A 14746-nucleotide genomic window follows, 5' to 3' on the forward strand; every position below is an offset into this window, starting at 1 on the left:
TGCCGCTGGTGACGGCGGACTTCGACCTGCCGGCACTGCTCCACAGCGCGGTCGGCCTGTTCACCGCCGCCGCCGACAGCAAGGGCATCGAGATCCACCTCTCGATCGGCCAGGACGTGCCGCGCTGGTGCCGCGGCGATGCCGGACGGTTGCGGCAGGTGCTGGTCAACCTGCTCTCGAATGCCGTCAAGTTCACGGCGGTCGGCAACGTCCGGCTGTCGGTCGAGGCCGTGCAGTCCAGGCGCTCGGTCGGCGAGGGGCCGTTCGAACTGCGCTTCCTCGTCGCCGACAGCGGCCCCGGGGTCGCTGCCGCGGACCGGGACAAGCTGTTCCGGCCCTTCTTCCAGCTTGACAGCCACGAGGCGCGGGCCGGGTCCGGCCTCGGGCTGGCGATCGTCAAGGGGCTGGTCGACCGCTTCGGCGGCAGTCTCGGGCTGGCCGATCGGCCGGGTGGCGGGTCGATCTTCTGGGTGCGGCTGCCGTTGCTGCCGGGCAGCCCGGTGGCGACGGATGCGCCGTCCGAGGCGGTGCCGGCGGAGCGCTCCGGCGCCAGCTTCGACATTCTCGTCGCCGAGGATTCGCCGGTGAACCAGCTGATCGCGACCGAGCAGCTGCGCAGCGCCGGCCATCGGGTCACCGTCGCCAACAACGGCCGCGAGGCGCTGGAGATGGCTGCCCACGGCGGCTTCGACCTGATCCTGATGGACGTCATCATGCCCGAGATGGACGGCATCGACGCCGCGCGCGCCATCCGCCGACTGGAGGCGCCGGTGGGCACGGTCCCGATCGTCGCCCTGACCGCCAACGTGATGAGCGAGGATCGGGCACGCATCCTCACGAGCGGCATGGACGGGGTGCTCGGCAAGCCGTTCAATCGCGCGCGGCTGCTCGACATCGTCGCCCGGTTCGCGCGCCGGAGCGCGAACCACGAGGCGGCCCCGGCCGCGCGGCCGGCACCGCCGCCGGAGCCCGCGCCCGAGCCTGGCGGCGAGACGCCGCCCCTCGAATTCGACCCCGGCCCCTTGCGCCGGATGAACGCCGATGTCGGTGCCGAGGTCGCGGCCCGTCTGGCGCGGATGTTCTCGGGCGAACTGGCCGATCGCCGCTCCCTGATGGCGACCGCGCTGCAGTCGGGCAACATGCCGGAACTGCGCCGCATCGCGCACACGATCAAGGGCGGCGCCCAGACGTTCGGCCTGATGCGGCTGTCGGAAGCGGCGCTGGCGCTGGAGCGGGCGGTCGAGGGCGGAGCGGCCGATCGGCTGGGCGACCTCGTCGCCGAGGTGGACCGGGAGGCCGGCCGTGGGTTCGACCTCATCGAGGCGGCATTGCGCGACGCGGCCTGAGGGCCGCGACAGAACGGGGGGATGCGGTGACGAGCGATCTGGCCATGCTGTCGGCGACGCGGTTGCTGCGTCTCTATCGCACGCGGCACCTGTCCCCCGTCGAGGCGACGGAGGCGGCCCTGCGGCGGATCGCTCGCTGGAACCCGCCCCTCAATGCCTACTGCCACGTCGACCCGGATGCCGCCCTGGCGGCAGCCCGCGAGTCCGAGGCGCGCTGGCTCGCGGGCCGGCCGCTGGGTGTGCTCGACGGGGTCCCGACCTCGATCAAGGACCAGTGGTTGGCCCGGGGCTGGCCGACCCGCAAGGGCAGCCACACCATTCGCGACGACGGGCCGTGGCTCGAGGATTCGCCGGCGACGCAGCGGCTGCGCGAGCAGGGTGCGATCCTGCTCGGCAAGACCAACCTGCCCGAGTTCGGCTGGAAGGGCGTGACCGACAGCCCGCGCTTCGGCATCAGCCGCAATCCCTGGGACCCGTCGCGCACCTGCGGCGGTTCGTCGGGCGGAGCGGCGATTGCCGCCGCCTCGGGCATGGGGGCGCTGCACCTCGGCTCCGACGGGGCGGGCTCGATCCGGATGCCGGCCGCCTTCTGCGGCGTCTTCGGGTTGAAGCCGACCTTCGCGCGGGTCCCGGCATATCCCTACGGCCTGCTGCCGATGTGCTCGCACACCGGCCCGATGACGCGCACGGTCGAGGATGCGGCGCTCATGCTCACCGTGATGGCGGCGCCCGACCACCGCGACTGGCTGGCACCGCCCCCGGACGGCCGCGACTATCGCACCGGCCTGGAGGCGGGCATCCGCGGCGTTCGGATCGCCTACAGCCGAACGCTCGGCTACGCCCGGGTCGACGCGGAGGTGGTGGAGCGCGTCGACCGCGCGGTCGCGGTGCTGGCGGAGCAGGGGGCCGAGGTGGAGGAAGTCGATCCGGGCTTTTCCGACCCGCGTGAGCCGTTCGAGATGTATTACGCCACCAGCATGGCGACGACGCTGAAGCGCCTCGGCGCGGACGCGCCGGCGGTGATGGACCCCGGCTATCTCCGGCTCGCCGGCCAGGGGCGGCGCTATTCTGGCATCGACCTCATCGAAGGCTGGGCGGTGCGCGAGGCGCTGGGGCGGCACATGAATGCGTTTCACCAGCGGTTCGACCTGCTGGTGACGCCGCAATTGCCGCTTGCCGCCTTCGCCGCGGGCGCCGAGTTCCCGCCCGACCGCGGCATGAGTTCCTGGTTCGACTGGAGCCCGTTCACCTACCCGTTCAACTGGACCGGACAGCCGGCCGCCAGCGTCCCCTGCGGGCTGACCGCGGCCGGTCTGCCGGTGGCCATGCAGATCGTCGGCCCCCGGTTCGGCGACATGCTGGTCCTGCAGGCGAGCCGCGCCTACGAGGCGGCGTCGCCCTTCGCCATGCCGGACCTGGCACGGACGGTGGCTCAGCCGGCGCGCGGGTAGCGCAGGACGAGAAGGTCGGCGCCTTCGGGACCGGAGCGAACCGGCAGGGTCGATCGGTCGGCAGGCACGAAGAGGGCCGACCAGCGGCGGAGCAGGCGGCCGTCGTGGCGGATCGCGCCTGCCGTCACCACGACCGATTGCCCGGCGCCCGCCGCAAGCCCGTCGAGGATCGCATCGACCTCGGGCGCGATCCGGACGTAGCGGAAGGACAGCCCGTCGGCCTCCTCCAGCAGCGTCTCGACCCGGACCGGCTCCATCCCGGCATATCCCGACGGCGCGGTCGGCGCGATCGCCGGGGCGAAGACGTTGCGGCGGGGCACCGCGCGCATGCGCTCGCGCGCCCCTGGCAGGTACTGGGCGCCGGTGCAGTCGGCGCTGGCCCGCAGGGAGAAGTAGTGCAGGCCGTCCGGGCCCGGGGTGATCGGGCCGTAACCGGTGTGGGCGGCGGCGAAATGGGCCGAGATCGGTCGCACGGCGTGCTTGCCGATGGTGCCCGAGCCCGCCACCACGACCTGGAACTGGTCGACGTGGTGGAAGTGGGGATGGACGATCGCGCCCGGCTCCTGTTCGACGAGGAAGGCCTGCGGCTCCCGCACCTCGCCGGGGCGCGGCGGGTCGTAGGGCACGAAGCCGCCGGCGCGGGGGTCGACCGAGGCCGAACTGGCGGGCGAGGGCGGCGGGCCGAAGAACTCGCTGCGCCAGATCAGCGGGCCCTCGGCCGAGCGCCGCGAGAAGCGTGTCGGCGCGGCCGTCGCGGCGTCTGCGGCATGGATCATGGTGTCCTCCGGCGCTGGCGTTTCGCCGATGCTACGGAGGGGCCGGCCCGGCTTCAAGTCGCCCGGCCGGGTCCGGATTTCAGCCGACGGCGAGCTTCAGGCCCTGGCCGTTGCCGAGGCGTTCGCCGAGTTGGGAGCGGGCGCCGTGCAGGAAGAAGGCGACCTCTTCGCGGATCGCCACCGCCTGGCTGCGCGCCGGCGGCTGATCGAAAACCCAGCGGCGGACCGCGACCTGGAACACCGCCGTGTGGAGCCGCTGGGCGAGTTCGAGATCGGCCGTCGACACGCCCTCCGGCCGGCTGCTGCCGAATTCGCGGCGCAGTTCCCGGGCGATCGGGCGCAGCGCCCGCTCGCGCAGCACCGCCTGATGGCGCTTGTGGACATCCATGCCGGCGAGCGAGGCGAAGAAGAGGATACGCGTCCAGTCCCGGGTCAGGATGGTCTCGGCATAGTCGATGCAGAACTGCTCCAGTCGCTGGCGGAGCGACAGGTCGGCCCGGCGCAGCCCGTCCCGCCATTCCGGCTTCCAGCGATCCTCGAACAGGCGGTCGACGACGCGGGCGATCAGGGCGTCCTTGCTGGGGAAATAGTGGTAGAGCAGCGGCTGGCTGACGCCGATCGAGCGGGCGAGGTCGCGGGTGTTGCCGTGCAACCCATGGTCGGCAAAGAACTGGGTCGCGCGATCGACGATCGCCTCCTCCCGGCTGGCGGCCTGCGCATCGGCCCGGTCGATCGTGATCTCCGCCAGCCGCGAATTGCGTCGTTCCTGCATCTCCAACCCCTTGTCCCGAAGCGATCACTCCCGTTTGTGATGGGCCACCGGAACCAGGGCATCACTTAATTCAGGAGACGATCATATAACGTTAGCCTTTGAAAGCATAACATGATGTCGGCCCCGTGCGAATACCAGCTTGCACGCATCACTTGTGCAGGCCGACAAGATGTCGCACGGCAACCATCAGGATCTGGGCCGCGTCGACCATCTCCGCCAGCGGCACGCTTTCGTTGGCGGCATGGCCGTCGGCGCCCGATCCCGGGCCGAAATTCACGATCTCGATGCCGTCGTCGGCGAAGTAGCGGCCGTCGCTGACCCCGGTCGCATTGAGGAGGGCGGCCGGCCGACCGCTGGCGGCCTCGATCGCCGCGGCCAGCGCCCGCACCCCCGGGCCATCGGCGCCGGCCCGAAAGCCGTTGGTGCCGGTGAGCCGCTCCAGTGTCCAGCTGCCCTCCGGCTCGCCGACTGTAGCGAGAATCCGTTGCAGCTCGGTGAAGGCATCCTCGACCTTCTCGGACGGCAGCAGGCGGCGGTCGATGGTCATCTCGGCCCGGGCCGGCACGACGTTGGCGTTGCTGCCGCCGGAGATCAGGCCGATGTTCATCGTCGACTGCATGGCGCCGTCGCGCCGGGCGGCGAGGCGGGGCGCCAGCACCGACTCCAGCGCCTGGGCCAGCCTGAGCAGCCGCAGGATGGCGCTGTCGCCGGCGGCAGGGTTGCCGGCATGGGCGGCGCGACCGCTGGTCGCGACCCGGGCCCACAGCACCCCGCGCTCGGCGACGATCATCTGGTTCTCGGTCTGGGCGCCGAGGATCAGCACGTCGGGCCGGACATGGCCGGCCCGGCGCAGGAAGGCCATGCCGTGCGGCCCGAGATTCTCCTCGTCGGCGACGAAGGTGAAGGTGACGGTGCCGCGGGTCGGGCCGCCGCGCCGGGCGATCTCCTCGGCCAGCCAGAGCTGGACCGCCATCGAGCCCTTGCAGTTGCCGGCGCCGAGGCCGTGAATGCGCCCGTCGCGCTCCGCCGCGGCGAAGGGGTCGGTCGCCCACAGCGCCGGGTCGCCGACCGCGACCGTGTCGGAGTGGGCGTTGAAGACGAGGTGCGGCCGCCCGTCGCCCAGGCTGGCGACGACGTTGTCGACGCCGGGCGCCTCGCTCAGGATTTCGGTCCGATAGCCGGCGCGGCGCAGCCGGTCGGCGGCGTAGGCGGAGATGGCGACGCTGTCGCCCGGGGGATAGGGCGACGGGATGCGGATCAGGTCGGCCAGGATCTGGGCCAGCGTCGTGCCGATGTCGGCTCGGTCCATCGTCTTTCCCCGGGTTTCAGGCGCGCCCGCGCCGCAGCCGTTCGCCGCGGCGTCGCAGATACTCGACCGCCGCCATCATGGCGACCGACATCACCACCAGCATGGTCGCGGCCGCGGCGATGGTCAGGCTGATGTTCTCGTTGATGCCGGCGAACATCTGGCGCGGCAGCGTGCGCTGGCCCGGCCCGGCCAGGAAGAAGGCGACCACCACCTCGTCGAAGGAGGTCGCGAACGCGAAGAGCGCGCCCGAGGCGAGGCCGGGCAGGACGAGCGGCAGCATGATCCGCCGGAAGACGATCCAAGGGTTGGCGCCGAGGCTGGCGCCGGCGCGGACCAGGGTGCGGTCGAAGCCGGCCAGCGTCGCCTGGACCGTCACCACGACGAAGGGCGCGCCCAGGGCGGCGTGGGCGAGGATGAGCCCGGCATGGCTGTTCGCCAGCCCGACGGCGGCGAAGCTGAAATAGACCCCGACCGCGACGACGACGATCGGCATCACCATCGGTGCCATCAGGGCGGCGGTGACGAGGCCCTTCAGGGGGAAGGGGGCGAGCCACAGGCCGATCGCGGCCAAGGTTCCGAGCGCGGTCGCGAGGATCGTCGAAGGTATCGCCACGACGAGGCTGTTGCCGAGGGCGGGCAGCCAGAAGTCGGAGCCGAAGAAATCGGCGTACCAGCGCAGGCTGAGGCCGGGCAGCGGATACTGGAGGAAGGAGCCGGCGCTGAACGAGAGCGGTGCGATGGCGACGATCGGGGCGAGCAGGAAGACCAGCACCAGGGCGAGGTGGGACCACAGCCAGAGCCGGGCGGCCCGCTGGCCGGTCGTCGCGGTATCGTCGGACATGGCGTCAGCCGAGGCGCGGGATGCCGCCGCCGGCGAGGCGGCGGTAGAGCAGCAGGAGGGCGGCCGTCGCCGCCACCAGGAGCACGGAGAGCGCCGCCGCCATGCCCCAGTTGATGGTCCGGCTGGCATAGAAGGCGATGAAGTAGCTGATCATCTGGTCCTCGGCGCCGCCGACCAGGGCCGGGGTGACGTAGTAGCCGATCGCCTGGATGAAGACGAGCAGCGAGCCCGCCGCGACGCCGGCCGCGGTCTGCGGCAGGAAGACCCGCCGGAAGACGGTGAAGGGGGTCGCGCCGAGCGAGGCCGCGGCCCGCAGGTGCGCCGCCGGGATCGCCCGCATGACGCTGTAGAGCGGCAGGATCATGAACGGCAGCAGGATGTGGACCATCGCCACGTAGACGGCGAAGCGGTTGTAGATCATCGGCAAGGGGGCATCGATCAGGCCGATGCCGCGAAGCGCGGCATTGATGACGCCCTCGCGCTGCAGCAGCACCACCCAGGCCGTCGTGCGGACGAGCAGCGACGTCCAGAACGGCACCAGCACCAGGATCAGCATCGGGTTGGCGAGACGCTCGGGCAGGCGCGCCAGGAGATAGGCCGCCGGATAGCCGAGCGCGAGGCAGACCAGCGTGACCATGAGGGCGATCCACAGCGTCCGCAGCAGCACCGTGCGGAACACCGCCTGGTCGGGATGGGTCCCGGCGATGGCGCCGTCGGCGTCGCGCCGGAGGTCGAGGGCGGCCAGGAGGTAGAGGTCGGTGACCGGGCCCGCGGCGCGGCGCAGCGCAGCCCAGGTCTCGCGCTCGCCCCAGGCCGGACCGGCGGCGAGGATCGCCGACCGGATGTCGGGTGCGCCTTCGGGCGGCAGCCGGCGCGCCGTCGCGAAGAGCAGCGAGCGGTAGCCGTTGACGTCGTAGTTGAGGCGGGTCGCCGCACCCGCCAGCGTGCCGGCGGCGCGCGCCGCGCGGACGTCGGCGGCGAGCGCGGCGAAGGCGGGCTCGCCCGGCACCGCGCGCCCGTCCCAGTCCGCCAGTGCCGCCAGCGTCCGCGGGAAGACCGGTGCGATCTCCGCATCGCCGACGGCGCGCCAGAGCATGGCGCCGATCGGCACCAGGAACGTCGCCAGCAGGAAGAGGAAGAGGGGCGCCACCAGGGCCGCTGCCCGCCAGCGGGCAGGGTTCGGCGGCGCCCCGCGGGCGCGGACTATGCGCGTCCTCCGCTCACCGGGAGACCCAGGCGTTGAAGCGCTGGTTCAGCTTGTCGATGTTCTCGACCCAGAACGGTTCGTCGACGTAGAGCGCGGTCGCGATGTTGTCGGGCGCGGTCGGCAGCTGCGGCAGCACCGCCTTGTCGATGAGCGGGGTCGCCGCCTTGTTGGTGACGCCGTAGGGGATGAGCGCCGGCAGCTTCGCCTGGTTCTCGGGCTTGCTGACGAAGGCGATGTAGGCCTCGGCCTGGGCCTTGTTGGGCGAGCCCTTCATGATGACCCAGGTGTCGATCGTGTAGAGGGCATTGTTCCAGACGATCTGGAAGTTCTTCTTGTCGTTCTTGTTGGCGGCGCCGATGCGGCCGTTGTAGGCCATGGTCATCGCGACCTCGCCGGCGGCGAGGAGCTGCGGCGGCTGCGAGCCCTTCTCCCACCAGACGATGTGCGGCTTCAGCTGGTCGAGCTTCTTGAAGGCGCGCTCGACGCCGGCCTCGGTGGCCAGGGTCTTGTAGACGTCGGCCGCAGGGACGCCGTCGGCCATGAGCGCGAACTCGAGCGTGGTCTTCGGCCCCTTGCGGAAGCCGCGCTTGCCCGGCCACTTCTGGACGTTCCAGAAGTCCGCCCAGTTCTTGGGGCCGTCCTTGATGCGGTCGCCGTCGTAGGCGAGGATGAAGTCGTAGACGATGGCGCCGACGCCGCACTCGTGGACGGCGTCCTTGAGGAAGGCGTCCTTGCCGCCGTACTTCGACCAGTCGGCCTTCTCGAACAGGCCCTCCTCGCAGCCGATCACCAGTTCCTCGGACTCGACCTGGACGACGTCCCAGGTGTTGGCGCCGCCCTGGAGTTTCGCGCGCAGGACGCCGATGCCGCCGTCCCAGCTCTCCTCGACCATCTTGATCTTGGTCTGCTCCATGAAGGGCTTGAAGTAGACCTCGCGCTGGGCGTCCTGGTAGGCGCCGCCCCACGAGACGACCGTCAGGTCGCGCGCGGCCGCGGTGCCGGCGACCAGCGTCGCGGCGGCGGCCAGCATCCATCCCCGTCCCATCCGACATGCTGTACGGCCCATCGCTCCTCCTTGCTGCCCGGCGCGAAGAATGTCCGGTCCCGATCGCATATTAGTCGATGGCGCCGCCGAAGCGAGGTTCGCGGTTGCGCCCCGGCACCGCTCTTGCCACCTTTCGCACCCCATGACCATGTCCCCGCCCGGCGGCAAGCCCCGCCCCTCCGTCTCCGAACTGTTCGGAACCGCCAAGCCCGTCATCGGCATGGCCCACCTGCTGCCCCTGCCGGGCAGTCCGCTCTACGACCGCGGAGCCGGCATCGAGGGGATCGTCGAGGCCGTCGCCCGCGACGTCGAGGCGCTGCAGGCCGGCGGCGTCGACGGCATCATGTTCGGCAACGAGGGCGATCGGCCCTACGTCCTGAAGGCGCCGCCGGAGGCCCTGGCGGCAATGGCGGCCGTGGTCGCCCGCGTTGCCCCGGCGGTCACCGTGCCCTTCGGCGTCGACTTCCTCTGGGACCCGGTGGCGACCGTGGCGCTCGCCGTCGCCACCGGCGCGCGCTTCGCGCGCGAGGTCTTCACCGGGGTCTACGACAGCGACATGGGCCTGTGGCAGCCCGACTCGGCGGGGGCCCTGCGCCGCCGCGTCGAACTCGACCGCGACGACCTGGTCCTGCTCTTCAACGTCAACGCCGAGTTCGCCGCCCCGCTCGGCGACCGCGACGTGCCGGCCAAGGCGAAGAGCGCGGTCTTCTCCTCGCTCGCCGACGTCGTCTGCGTCTCCGGCCCGATGACCGGCGAGGCGGCGGAGGATTCGCTCTTCGCCCGCGTCAAGGCCGCGGTCGGCGCCACCCCGGTCTTCGCCAACACCGGCGTCAACCTCGACAACGTCGCGGCGATCCTGACGCACGGCGACGGCTGCGTCGTCGGCACCCACCTGAAGAAGGACGGCGTGACCTGGAACGCGGTCGACCGCGACCGGGTCGCGCGCTTCATGGACCGGGTGCGCGGCGCGCGCTGACGCCATGGCGGTCCTGGTCGGGCTCGATATCGGCACCACCTCGACCATCGGGGTCCTGATCCGGCCGGACGGCGCGACGCTGGCGACGGCGAGCCGACCGGTCCGCCTCCATGCCGACCGCCCGGCCTGGTCCGAGGAGGACCCCGAGGAATGGTGGGGCAACGCCGGCGCCATCCTCCGGGAACTGGCGGCCGCGGCGGCTACGGCCGGGGAGACGATCGCCGCGGTCGGGGTCACCGGCATGCTGCCGGCCGTGGTGCTGCTCGACGCCGAGGGGCGCGTGCTCCGCCGCAGCATCCAGCAGTCGGACGCGCGCGCCGGCGCCGAGGTCGAGGCGATGCGCCGCGCGGTCGACGAGGCGGCCTTCTTCCGGCGCACCGGCTGCGGCATCAACCAGCAACTCGTGGCGCCGACGCTGCGCTGGCTCGAGCGCCACGAGCCGGATGTCTTCGGCCGCATCGCCACCTGCTTCGGCTCCTACGACTTCGTCACCCACCGGCTGACCGGCGTGCGCACCGTCGAGCACAACTGGGCGCTGGAGGCGGGGTTCCTGGAACTGGAGTCGCGGCGGCTGGCCGACGACCTGCTGGCGCTGGGCGGCCTCCGGCCCGGGCAGGTGCCAGCGGTGCGGACGCCGCTCGACGTGGTCGGTGCGGTCACCGCCGCCGCCGCGGCCGCGACCGGGCTGCCGGAGGGGACGCCGGTCACGGCCGGCGTCGCCGACCACGCCGCCTCGACCTTCGCGGCCGGGGTCGTCGCGGACGGCGACGTGCTGTTGAAATTCGGCGGCTCCGGTGACGTCATGGCGGCGACCCGTGCGCCGATCGGCGATCCGCGCCTCTACAACGACTTCCACGTCATCCCCGGCCTCTTCATGCCGAACGGCTGCATGGCGGCCTCGGGCGCGGCCTTGAACTGGCTGGCCGCGACGGTCGCGGCGAACCTGCCGCGGGCGGCGGGGCAGACGATCCATCAGGCGCTCGACCGCCTCGCGGCCGCCACCCCGCCCGGCGCCGAAGGGCTGGTCTTCCTGCCCTACCTGCTCGGCGAGAAGACGCCGCTGCACGATCCCGATGCGCGCGGCGTGCTCCTCGGGCTCGGCCTGCATCACGGCACCGGCCATGTCTGGCGGGCGGCCCTGGAAGGGATCGCGTTCGGCTTCCGGCACCATCTCGACGTCTTCGCCGAGGCGGGTCTGGCGGCGGAGCGGTTCCGGGCGTCGGACGGCGGCGCGTCGAGCCGGATCTGGATGCAGATCGTGGCCGACGTCATCCAGCGCCCGGTCCGGCTCCTGACCGGCCATCCGGGCTCGGCGCTGGGCGCCGCCTTCGTCGCCGGCTTCGCCGTCGGCGCCTTCCGGCGCTGGGACGAGATCGGCCGTTTCGTCGGGCTTGGCGCGATGATCGAGCCGGCGCCGGCCAACGCCGCCGTCTACGACCGGCTCTACGGCGTCTATCGCGAGGTCTACGAGCGGCTGCGCCCGCTGTTCCCGGCGCTGGCATCGGCCTGAGGCGCGGCCGCGCGCTCCGCCAGCAGCCGGGCGACGGCCGGGTAGTCGATCTTTCCCATCGGGTTGCGCGGCAGCGCCGGCACGACCGTGAGCGCCAGCGGGAATGCATGCATCGACCGCCGGACATGGGCGACGAGATCGGACACCGGCACCGGCCGCCGCAGCACGACGGCGATCGACGGGACGACCTGGAAGCGCTCCGAGGCGACCGCCGCGACGGCGGCGTCGGCGACCGCGGGATGGGTCGCCAGGACCGCTTCGATCTCCTCGGCCGCGGTCAGCACGCCGCCGATGTTCATCGTGCGGTCGGCGCGGCCGCGGAGGCGGACGAGGCCGTCGGCATCGCGGGCGGCGAGGTCGCCCGGATGAAACCAGCCGTCGCGGCAGTGGCGGCGGGTCGCCGCCTCGTCGCCGAGATAGCCATCCATGACGCCGGGGCCGCGGACGCGAACGAAGCCGGCATGACCGGCCGGCACCGGGTGATCGGCCGCGTCGACGATCTCGAACTCGATGCCGGCGAGCGGCCGGCCGACAATCGCGGGATCGCGGGCGAGCATGTCCGGTGTCGCGACGGCGAGGGTGCCGGCCTCGTTGGTGCCGTAGGTGACGTGGACGCGGTCGGCGAGGCGGCGCCGGGCAAGGTCGAGGATGCGCGGCGGCAGGGCGGCCGACGACACCCGCAGCACGCGCAGGTCGGGCAGGGCCGGCTGGCCGTCGGGCAGTGCCTCGACCACGGCGAAGAGGTGGCTCGGCGTCATCTGCAGGAAGCGGACGCGGCGCGCGCGCACGCATTCGAGCAGTGCCGCGATCGACGCGAAGTCATGATCGAGGACGACCGTCCCGCCCTGGCCGAGACAGCGGACGATCGCCGAGGTGCTGTTGTAGAAGCCGGTCTCGATCAGCGTCATGTAGGGCTCGCCGACGCGATGCCGGAAGCATTGCCGGTCGCGGCGGTTCCGGGCCACCTCCATGGCATGCGAGACGGCGATGGCCTTGGGCTGCCCGGTCGTCCCGGAGGACAGGGCGACGATCCAGGCACGGCCGCCGGCACGCTCGGCCGGGGGGGCGGCGGCGTCGGCCCCGTCGAGCCAGCTCGGCGACGGGCGCACGAGCGGCAGGCCCAGGTCGGCCGGAGCATGGTCGGCGATTGCGGCGCCGGCGCCGAACCGGCGCGCGAGGTCGGCGCCGCGCTGCGCCGCGTCCTGGGCGCGCAGTGGCAGATGGACGATGCCGAGATGGGCCAGCGCCAGGGTGACGACGACATGCAGCATCCGGTCTGCCGCCGGCACCACGGCGGCGACCGTGCCGGGCGCCAGTCCGGCCGCCGCCAGCCCGGCGGCGGCACGGCGGATCGCCGCGGCGAGCCCGCCGCGATCCAGCGTGCGCTCGCGGAGCACCAGCGCCGGAACCTCCGGCGCGTCCGCCGCACGGTCCGCGATCTCGTCGATCAGGTTCACGGGCAGGTTCACGGGTCCGGGCTGCCGGACCGCGGCTGGGCCGGCCGGCGCGGCGGTCAGAAGAAGAGCACGTCGCCGGCCGAGAGTCCTGCCGGCTGCACCCCCTGGATCAGCAGGCTGTTGCCGCCGCCGAGGTCGATCAGGGTCCCCTGGGCGCTGCCGGTCATGCGGCCCTGCAACTCGGAGAAGCTGTCGACGCCGGTGCCGTTGAGGCCGGCCTCCAGCTCCAGCTTGTCGCCCTGGGCGGACGCGAAGTCGATGACGCGATCGGCGCCGCCGCCCGAGCGGAAGACGAAGCGGTCACCGCCGCTGCCGCCCGACAGGCTGTCGTTGCCGAGATCGCCGCTGAGCCAGTCGCCGCCGTCGCCGCCGAAGACCTGGTCGTCGCCCTGGCCGCCGAACAGCGTGTCGTCGCCGAGGTCGCCGTAGACGAGGTCGTTGCCGAGGCTGCCGTTGACGTGCCAGTCGCTGTCGCCGCCGCCGCGCACGGTGTCGTCGCCCTGGCCGCCGCGCGCATAGTCGGCGCCGGACCCGCCGGTAACGAGGTCGTTGCCCTGGTTGCCGTTGAGGTCGTCCTCGCCGCCGCCGCCGTTGACGACGTCGTTGCCGTCCATGCCGACCAGGGTGTCGCCGCCGTCGCTGCCGTTCAGGACGTCGTCGCCGGCGAAGGTGAGGGTGACGACGCCGAACGAATCGTCCGCCTGCAGCCGGTCGATATAGGCCAGGGAGTCGATCGCGAAATCGGTCCCCTCGAAGACGACCAGCCCCTGCCAGTCCCGGAGGTTGAATGCCTCGATCGTGCCGCCCGCGAAATTGTCCCGGTCCAGGAGGAACTGGCCGGTCCACAGCGCGATGGAAAGGTCCGGTTCGTAGAACGCCACCTGGGCGGTGGTGAAGCTGACCTCGTCATAGTCCGGCGAGCCGTACCAGAAGTCGTCGGACAGCAGGTTGACGGAACTGTAGGCGGTGAACGTACCCATCGCGACCTCCGGAGGCTCCAAGGTGGTGGGGCCGGCGTGGCGGCCGGCCCCGGCGGACGACGATCAGTCGACCTTGGCACCCGACTTCTGCACGCGCTCCTTCCACTTCACCATATCGGCGGCGTGGACTTCCTTGAACTTCTCGATCGTCGCCGGCAGCGACACGAGGCCGAGGTCCTGCATCTTCTTGTCGAAGGCGGGGTCGCGCAGGATCCGGTTGATCTCTTCGTTCATGCGGGCGAGCACCGGCTGCGGCGTCCCCTTGGGCGCGAAGATGCCGTACCAGGTCGTGCTCTCCCAGCCGGGCAGGCCGCAGGCCTGGGCCACCGTCGGCACCCCCGGCAGCGAGGGCATCGGCTGGGCCGTCGTCACCGCCAGCGCCTTGAAGGCCCCGGCCTTGATCTGGCCCATGATCGAGATGCTCTGCTGGAACATGAGCTGCGATTCGCCCGACATCATCGCGTTCAGGGCCGGCGGCGTGCCGCGATAGGGGACGTGGACGATGTCGACTCCGGCGGCGGCGGCGAACTGGGTGCCGGCGAGATGGCCCGAGGCACCGTTGCCGGTCGAGGCGTAGAGCAGCTTGCCCGGCTCCTTCTTCGCCTTGGCGATCAGGTCGGCGCAGCTGTTCACGTCGGGCACGATCTTCGGGTTGACGATGAGGACGTTCGGCACGTCGGCGATCAGCGCCACGTGCTCGAAATCCTTCACGACGTCGAAGTTCAGCTTGGGATAGAGCGCGGCGTTGATCGCGTGGGTGCCGGCCGTGCCCATGTAGAAGGTGTAGCCGTCGGGCTTGGCGCGAGCGACGAACTCGGAGCCGACATTGCCGCCCGCGCCCGACTTGTTCTCGATCACGAAGGTCTGGCCGAGCGCCTTCGACAGCGGGTCGGCCAGCAGGCGCGCGACGATGTCGGTGCCGGCACCGGTCGGGAAGCCGCCGATGATCTGGATGGGTTGCGCCTTGGGCCAGTCCTGGGCGCCGGCGGGAAACGCCAGCGGCAGGGCGGCCGCCAGGGTCGCGGCGAGCAGGGTGCGGCGGGTCGTGGTCATGGGAATCTCCTTCATCGGACGGA

Annotated in this window: 13 protein-coding genes; 4 read left to right on the forward strand and 9 right to left on the reverse strand. The window is 72.1% G+C overall.

Annotation, left to right across the window (positions count from 1 at the left end):
* Both ACE3Q3_RS05140 and ACE3Q3_RS05145 read left to right on the forward strand, forming a co-directional pair.
* A partial coding sequence (locus ACE3Q3_RS05140; RefSeq protein WP_374442919.1) for a response regulator occupies nucleotides 1-1346 on the forward strand: 1346 nt, incomplete at its 5' end.
* 26 nt (nucleotides 1347-1372) lie between these two features.
* Entirely contained in the window at nucleotides 1373-2797 is a 1425-nt protein-coding gene (locus tag ACE3Q3_RS05145) for an amidase (protein ID WP_374442922.1), read from the forward strand.
* Here ACE3Q3_RS05145 and ACE3Q3_RS05150 read toward each other — a convergent pair.
* The 6 genes from ACE3Q3_RS05150 to ACE3Q3_RS05175 form a co-directional block, all read right to left on the reverse strand.
* Entirely contained in the window at nucleotides 2779-3573 is a 795-nt protein-coding gene (locus tag ACE3Q3_RS05150; RefSeq protein WP_374442923.1) for a hypothetical protein, read from the reverse strand. The genes ACE3Q3_RS05145 and ACE3Q3_RS05150 overlap by 19 nt on opposite strands.
* Nucleotides 3574-3652: 79 nt before the next feature.
* Nucleotides 3653-4345 carry a TetR/AcrR family transcriptional regulator gene (locus ACE3Q3_RS05155; RefSeq protein ID WP_374442927.1) on the reverse strand — a complete coding sequence of 231 codons (693 nt, stop codon included), beginning with the start codon at nucleotides 4343-4345 and terminating at the stop codon, nucleotides 3653-3655.
* Between the two features lie 148 nt (nucleotides 4346-4493).
* On the reverse strand, nucleotides 4494-5654 hold the full coding sequence (locus ACE3Q3_RS05160) for a M20 family metallopeptidase (RefSeq protein ID WP_374442930.1): 1161 nt from the start codon (nucleotides 5652-5654) through the stop codon (nucleotides 4494-4496).
* Between the two features lie 16 nt (nucleotides 5655-5670).
* Nucleotides 5671-6495 (reverse strand): ABC transporter permease, encoded by an 825-nt coding sequence (locus ACE3Q3_RS05165; RefSeq protein WP_374442933.1) that lies wholly within the window; start codon nucleotides 6493-6495, stop codon nucleotides 5671-5673.
* A gap of 4 nt (nucleotides 6496-6499) precedes the next feature.
* Nucleotides 6500-7645: an ABC transporter permease gene (locus tag ACE3Q3_RS05170; RefSeq protein WP_374442936.1), complete on the reverse strand. Its 1146-nt coding sequence runs from the start codon at nucleotides 7643-7645 to the stop codon at nucleotides 6500-6502.
* A 70-nt stretch (nucleotides 7646-7715) separates the two neighbouring features.
* The gene (locus tag ACE3Q3_RS05175; RefSeq protein ID WP_374442939.1) at nucleotides 7716-8732 is read right to left on the reverse strand and encodes an ABC transporter substrate-binding protein; all 1017 of its coding nucleotides are present in this window, start codon (nucleotides 8730-8732) and stop codon (nucleotides 7716-7718) included.
* A 157-nt stretch (nucleotides 8733-8889) separates the two neighbouring features.
* Between ACE3Q3_RS05175 and ACE3Q3_RS05180 the strand changes: the two genes are divergently transcribed.
* Nucleotides 8890-9723, forward strand: a complete 834-nt coding sequence (locus tag ACE3Q3_RS05180) for a BtpA/SgcQ family protein (RefSeq protein WP_374442943.1) — start codon at nucleotides 8890-8892, stop codon at nucleotides 9721-9723.
* Between the two features lie 4 nt (nucleotides 9724-9727).
* Entirely contained in the window at nucleotides 9728-11233 is a 1506-nt protein-coding gene (locus ACE3Q3_RS05185) for an FGGY-family carbohydrate kinase (protein ID WP_374442946.1), read from the forward strand.
* Here ACE3Q3_RS05185 and ACE3Q3_RS05190 read toward each other — a convergent pair.
* The 3 genes from ACE3Q3_RS05190 to ACE3Q3_RS05200 form a co-directional block, all read right to left on the reverse strand.
* Complete coding sequence (locus tag ACE3Q3_RS05190; protein WP_374442948.1) at nucleotides 11188-12702, reverse strand: class I adenylate-forming enzyme family protein; 1515 nt, start codon at nucleotides 12700-12702, stop codon at nucleotides 11188-11190. The genes ACE3Q3_RS05185 and ACE3Q3_RS05190 overlap by 46 nt on opposite strands.
* 44 nt (nucleotides 12703-12746) lie before the next feature.
* Nucleotides 12747-13670 (reverse strand): calcium-binding protein, encoded by a 924-nt coding sequence (locus ACE3Q3_RS05195; RefSeq protein ID WP_374442953.1) that lies wholly within the window; start codon nucleotides 13668-13670, stop codon nucleotides 12747-12749.
* Between the two features lie 63 nt (nucleotides 13671-13733).
* Nucleotides 13734-14723, reverse strand: coding sequence for a Bug family tripartite tricarboxylate transporter substrate binding protein (locus ACE3Q3_RS05200; RefSeq protein ID WP_374442955.1), 990 nt, complete (start codon nucleotides 14721-14723; stop codon nucleotides 13734-13736).
* Nucleotides 14724-14746: the final 23 nt, after the last annotated feature.

This window comes from Allostella sp. (genome assembly GCF_041913585.1).
GTDB lineage: Bacteria > Pseudomonadota > Alphaproteobacteria > ATCC43930 > Allostellaceae > Allostella.

Coding starts and splice junctions, on each gene's coding strand:
- ACE3Q3_RS05195 (WP_374442953.1), bottom strand. CDS start 13,670: ATGGGTACGTTCACCGCCTACAGTTCCGTCAACCTGCTGTCCGACGAC.
- ACE3Q3_RS05155 (WP_374442927.1), bottom strand. CDS start 4,345: ATGCAGGAACGACGCAATTCGCGGCTGGCGGAGATCACGATCGACCGG.
- ACE3Q3_RS05165 (WP_374442933.1), bottom strand. CDS start 6,495: ATGTCCGACGATACCGCGACGACCGGCCAGCGGGCCGCCCGGCTCTGG.
- ACE3Q3_RS05175 (WP_374442939.1), bottom strand. CDS start 8,732: ATGCTGGCCGCCGCCGCGACGCTGGTCGCCGGCACCGCGGCCGCGCGC.
- ACE3Q3_RS05150 (WP_374442923.1), bottom strand. CDS start 3,573: ATGATCCATGCCGCAGACGCCGCGACGGCCGCGCCGACACGCTTCTCG.
- ACE3Q3_RS05160 (WP_374442930.1), bottom strand. CDS start 5,654: ATGGACCGAGCCGACATCGGCACGACGCTGGCCCAGATCCTGGCCGAC.
- ACE3Q3_RS05200 (WP_374442955.1), bottom strand. CDS start 14,723: ATGACCACGACCCGCCGCACCCTGCTCGCCGCGACCCTGGCGGCCGCC.
- ACE3Q3_RS05185 (WP_374442946.1), top strand. CDS start 9,728: ATGGCGGTCCTGGTCGGGCTCGATATCGGCACCACCTCGACCATCGGG.
- ACE3Q3_RS05180 (WP_374442943.1), top strand. CDS start 8,890: ATGACCATGTCCCCGCCCGGCGGCAAGCCCCGCCCCTCCGTCTCCGAA.